This window comes from Microbacterium sp. K35 (assembly GCF_004794375.1).
GTDB classification, from domain to species: domain Bacteria; phylum Actinomycetota; class Actinomycetes; order Actinomycetales; family Microbacteriaceae; genus Microbacterium; species Microbacterium sufflavum.
In genome coordinates this window covers 1-4,918 of the sequence record NZ_SSDM01000172.1, presented here as the reverse complement: position 1 = coordinate 4,918, position 4,918 = coordinate 1, and the positions used below count along the sequence as shown (strand labels likewise).

General features: G+C 72.1%; 6 protein-coding genes. 4 read left to right on the top strand and 2 right to left on the bottom strand.

All coding sequences use genetic code 11. The features are described 5' to 3' along the window. A partial coding sequence (locus DW299_RS06385) for an ankyrin repeat domain-containing protein (protein WP_136036082.1) occupies positions 1–561 on the top strand: 561 nt, incomplete at its 5' end. Continuing rightward, positions 561–1,307 carry a sulfite exporter TauE/SafE family protein gene (locus DW299_RS06380; protein ID WP_136036083.1) on the top strand — a complete coding sequence of 249 codons (747 nt, stop codon included), beginning with the start codon at positions 561–563 and terminating at the stop codon, positions 1,305–1,307. The genes DW299_RS06385 and DW299_RS06380, both read left to right, overlap by 1 nt. A 16-nt stretch (positions 1,308–1,323) precedes the next feature. Here the strand turns inward: DW299_RS06380 and DW299_RS06375 are convergent, their stop codons facing one another. Together DW299_RS06375 and DW299_RS06370 are read right to left on the bottom strand one after the other, a co-directional pair. Then, a complete protein-coding gene (locus tag DW299_RS06375) occupies positions 1,324–2,154 on the bottom strand; it encodes an SDR family oxidoreductase (RefSeq protein WP_136033357.1) in 831 nt (276 codons plus the stop codon). Positions 2,155–2,178: 24 nt separating this feature from the next. Further along, positions 2,179–2,937: an SDR family NAD(P)-dependent oxidoreductase gene (locus tag DW299_RS06370; protein ID WP_136036081.1), complete on the bottom strand. Its 759-nt coding sequence runs from the start codon at positions 2,935–2,937 to the stop codon at positions 2,179–2,181. Between the two features lie 221 nt (positions 2,938–3,158). Here DW299_RS06370 and DW299_RS06365 point away from each other — a divergent pair, with 221 nt between their 5' ends. Continuing rightward, entirely contained in the window at positions 3,159–3,893 is a 735-nt protein-coding gene (locus DW299_RS06365; RefSeq protein WP_136036080.1) for an aminoglycoside 3'-phosphotransferase, read from the top strand. A 105-nt stretch (positions 3,894–3,998) separates the two neighbouring features. Next, on the top strand, positions 3,999–4,918 hold a 920-nt coding region (locus DW299_RS06360; protein WP_136036079.1), incomplete at its 3' end, for a helix-turn-helix domain-containing protein.

Genomic DNA, 4,918 nt, shown 5'->3' with positions numbered 1-4,918 from the left:
GACGCCGCCGCCCGCGGTGACGCCGCCGACGTCCGGGTTGCGCTCGACGCCGGTGCCGACATCGAGGCCCGCGGCGAGGGCGGCATGACCGCACTGGTCGCGGCCACCAAGGCGAACCACGTCGAGGCCGCCCGCGCGCTGATCTCCGCGGGTGCCGACGTGAACGCGAAAGACGACATCCAGGACTCGGCCTACCTGTACGCGGGTGCCCGCGGTCACGACGAGATCCTGCGCCTCACCCTCGACAACGGCGCCGACCTCACCAGCACCAACCGCTTCGGCGGCACCGCCCTCATCCCCGCGTCGGAGCGCGGACTGCTCGACACCGTGCAGATCCTGCTCGATGCGGGCGTCGACCCCGACCACGTGAACAACCTGGGGTGGACGGCGCTGCACGAGGCGATCGTGCTCGGTGACGGCTCGGGGCGCTACGTCGCCGTGGTGCGCGCCCTGCTCGACGGCGGCGCCGACCCGACCATCCGCGACGGCGACGGCGTGCTGCCGCTCGACCTCGCGACCGCCCGCGGCTTCCAAGACATCGCGGACGAGCTGCGCCGGTGATGGCGGTCGACGCGTGGGCCTGGGCGGCGCTCGGCCTGGCCGCGGTCGTGATCGGCATCTCCAAGACCGCGCTGCCCGGCGGCAGCATCCTCGCGATCGCGCTGTTCGCCGCGGTGCTGCCCGCCCGCACCTCGACCGCGGCCACGCTGCTGCTGCTCATGGTGGGCGACGTGTTCGCGCTCCTCGCCTACCGTCGGCACGCCCACTGGCCGACACTGCTGCGACTCGCCCCCGCCGTCATCGCCGGACTGCTGCTCGGCTTCGCCTTCCTCGCCCTGACCGGCGACGACGTGGTGCGGCGCGCGATCGGCGTGATCCTGCTGCTGATGATCGCCGTCACCCTGTGGCGACGATGGCGGCAGTCGCGCGTCGAGACGACGGTCACGCCCCGCGGCGGACTCGTGCTCGCCGGCGCCTACGGCACCCTGGGCGGCTTCACGACGATGGTCGCCAACGCCGGCGGACCCGTGATGTCGATGTACTTCCTGGCGACGCGCACCCCGGTCCAGGTGTTCCTGGGCACCTCGGCCTGGTTCTTCGCGATCATCAACGTGATCAAGGTGCCGTTCCTCGCCGGCATCGGACTGTTCACCGCGCCGGTGCTGCTGACGGACGCGCTGCTCGCGCCGCTGGTGGTGCTCGGCGCCCTCCTCGGACTGCGCGTGGCACGACGGCTCGATCAACGGGTGTTCGACCGCATCGTGATCGCGCTCACGATCCTCGGCGCGCTCTACCTGCTCTTCTGATCCCCCGCGGACCGGGTCAGTCGAGGAAGATGTCCGGGAACAGGGCGCTGTCGGGGGTGCCGGGCACGGCGGCGTAGCGCGAGAAGTCGGTCACGCCCTCGGCCTCCAGCACGTCCTCCACGATGAGCGACTGCCCCGTGGTGGTCGCGGCCGGCCGGCACAGCACCGCGTAGGCGGCGTCGGCGTAGATGTCGGCCGTGCGGCTCGCGGCCATCACCCTGTCGCCCCCGAGGAGGTTCTGTACGGCAGCGGTCGCGATGGTCGTGCGGGGCCACAGCGTGTTGGCGGCGATGCCGTCGCGCGCGAACTCGGCCGCGAGCCCGAGCGTGACCATGGTCATGCCGAACTTCGCGAGCGTGTAACCCGTGTGCGCCCCGAGCCACTTCGGGCTGGGGTTCAGCGGCGGCGAGAGCGACAGGATGTGCGGGTTCTCGGCGTCCTTCAGGATCGGCACGGCCGCCCGCGACAGCATGAACGTCCCGCGCACGTTGACGTCCTGCATCAGGTCGTACTTCTTCGCTGAGAGGTCGAGCGAGCGCGACAGGTCGATCACGCTGGCGTTGTTGATCACGATGTCGATGCCGCCGAACTCGCCCTGCGTCTTCATGACCGCTTCGGTGATGTCGTCGTCCTCGCGCACGTCGCCGACGATCGGCAGCGCCTGACCGCCGGCCGCGCGGATCTGCTCGGCCGCGGTGTGCACGGTGCCCTCGAGCTTCGGATGCGGGGTGTCGGTCTTGGCGAGCATGGCGATGTTGGCGCCGTCGGCGGCGGCGCGCAGCGCGATCGCGAGGCCGATGCCGCGGCTGCCGCCCGACATGAGGATGGTCTTGCCGGCGAGTGACATGGGTTCTCCTTCGGGGGCGGGTGGTCAGCGCGGTGCCATGCGGATGGCGCCGTCGAGGCGGATGGACTCGCCGTTGAGGTAGCCGTTCTCGACGATCTGCTGCGCGAGGGCGGCGTACTCGTCCGGTCGGCCGAGGCGGGCGGGGAACGGCACCTGCTGGCCGAGCGAGTCCTGCGCCTCCTGCGGCAGCCCCACCAGCATCGGGGTCTCCATGATGCCGGGGGCGATGGTGCACACGCGGATGCCGTGTCGGGCGAGTTCGCGAGCGATCGGGAGGGTCATGGCGTGCACGCCGCCCTTCGACGCGGAGTACGCGGGCTGCCCGATCTGACCGTCGAACGCCGCGACGCTGGCGGTGTTGACGATGACGCCGCGCTCCTCGTCGTGCAGTTCGTTCTTCGCGATCACGGCCGCGGCCTGCGAGATGACGTTGAAGGTGCCGACGAGGTTGATGCGCACGATCCGCTCGAAGTCGGCGAGCACCGCGGGGTTGCCCTCGCGATCGAGCACCTTGGCGGGCGGGGCGATACCGGCGCAGTTGATCACCACGCGCAGCGGGGCGGCGGCCTGTGCGGCGGCGACCGCGGCCGCGACCTCGTCGACGCTCGTGACATCGGCGGGCACGAAGATCCCGCCCAGTTCTTCCGCGATCTCGGCACCCGCCGAGGAGGGGAGGTCGATGATCGTGACGTGGGCTCCGGCCGCCGCGAGGCGACGCGCGGTGGCGAGCCCGAGGCCCGACGCCCCTCCGGTGACGAGGGCGCCCTGTCCGCTGATCTGCATGTGAGGTTCTCCTTCGAACGTCGTGCGACATGCCTGAAACGCAGTCCCAGCCTAGGTGGTTCCTGGTTCCAGGACGAACCCGGGCCGCGGTGGTGCCGGTGCGACCGGGCGTGAGGGGACGGCGTCGAGGCGAGCCTACGACACCGCCGGTCTGGAGACGGCGTCCGCTCCTCGCGCGACCGGTCGGCCCTGAGCGTCCGCGCGTCCGGCAGGATGGGAGCATGACGATCCCCGCCGAGTCCGTCGTCGTCCCCGACCGGGTGCGCGAGCTGTCCCGCGGAGCAGACCTCGTCTGCGTCTGGCGGAACGACGACGGCGGTCTCACGTTCCGCGCGACCGGCGTCGGCGAGCCGTTCTACATCAAGTGGGGTCCGCGCAACCTCGAGTCCACGCTGCGCGACGAGGCCGAGCGAATGCGCTGGGCCGCGCGGTGGATCAGCGTGCCGACCGTGCTGGACAGCGGCGAGGACGAGACGCACGAGTGGCTGGTGACGGCGGCCCTCGACGGTCTGAGCGCCGTGGATCCCCGGTGGACGGCCGGGCCCGCGACCGCTGTGCGCGCGGTGGGCGAGGCGCTGCGGGCGCTGCACGACGCGCTGCCCGTGGCCGAGTGCCCGTGGGAGTGGAGCGTGCCGTCGCGCATCGCGAACGCGGAGCGCCGGGGCATCGTGGTGCCGGAGTCGCTGCGCACTCCGCCGCCGATCGACCGCGCGGTGGTGAGCCACGGCGACGCCTGCTGCCCGAACACCCTGATCGGCGCGGACGGCCGGTGGCTCGCGCACGTGGACCTCGCGCAGCTGGGCGTCGCCGACCGTTGGGCCGACATCGCCGTGGCCGCCATGAGCACCGGGTGGAACTACGGCCCGGGGTGGGAAGACGCCCTCGTCGAGGCGTACGGCCTCGAACCCGACCGGGAGCGGATGGCGTACTACCGCGACCTGTGGAACGCCACCTGACCCGCCCGGCCGGCGGCGCGCAGGTCGGGATGCGGCAACGAACTCTCGACATCTGATGTCTGATCTGGTGTCATGGGTGGGACGACCCCCCGATCAGGAGGCCTCATGCACCTCGATCCGTCGCCACCCGCTCCCGTCGCCGGGTTCGCCGAGACACTGCGGGAGGCCATCGCGGCCCGCGGCACGTCCCTCGCGCAGCTGAGCGATCGGCTCCGACGACACGGGAACCCCGTCTCGATCGCCACCCTCAGCTGCTGGCAGAACGGCACGCGGCAACCCGAGGGGGTCTGCTCGCTCGCGGCGGTCGAGGAGCTCGAGACGCTGCTCCTGCTCGACAGCGGCACCCTGCAGCGACGCATCGGACACAGCCGCCGCGCCGGACGTCCACCCAAGCCGCGGGCACCCTGCGAGGACTGGACGAGGGAGGGGCCGATCCTCGACACGTTCCGCGCGCTCGGCATCGACCCCGCGGCGTCGTTCAACACCCACTCCGTCCACGCGGTCTGCACCACCGACGCGCACGGCCTCGTCGACACCATCCACTACCGCGCGATCCTCCGGCCCCCCAGCGGACGGGCCGGCCTCATCCCGTACATCGACCTTCCCGGGGTGCCGACCGACGTGTGGCCCGAGCTGACCGCGGTGACCGGGTGCCGCGTGGTGCAGCGCCACGCGCACTCCTCCCGCATGGCGTTCGGCATGCTCCTCGCCGTCGACGATCCGCCCGAGCAGCGGCAGTCCGCGCTCATCGAGTTCACCCTGCACTACCCGCTCCCCTACCCGCGCGACCGGCTCGTGACCTACGCGAGCATGTACCGCACGCCCGAGCTGCTCCTGCACGTGGACTTCGCGCGGTCGCCGTCGCCCACCTGGATCGAAGAGGTCACGATGGTCGGCGGCGAGGAGGAGATCGTGCCGCTGCCCCCCGCGAACCGCACGGCCACCACCGTGCGCTCGGGGTTCGCGCCGGGGCTGGTCGCGCTCCGCTGGGGGTACGGCTCCCGCGAAGACGGCGCCGTACCCCC

What these genes read in the sequence shown, in the direction of transcription:
- DW299_RS06380 (WP_136036083.1), top strand. Translation starts at nt 561, where the DNA reads ATGGCGGTCGACGCGTGGGCCTGGGCGGCGCTCGGCCTGGCCGCGGTC.
- DW299_RS06370 (WP_136036081.1), bottom strand. Translation starts at nt 2,937, where the DNA reads ATGCAGATCAGCGGACAGGGCGCCCTCGTCACCGGAGGGGCGTCGGGC.
- DW299_RS06365 (WP_136036080.1), top strand. Translation starts at nt 3,159, where the DNA reads ATGACGATCCCCGCCGAGTCCGTCGTCGTCCCCGACCGGGTGCGCGAG.
- DW299_RS06375 (WP_136033357.1), bottom strand. Translation starts at nt 2,154, where the DNA reads ATGTCACTCGCCGGCAAGACCATCCTCATGTCGGGCGGCAGCCGCGGC.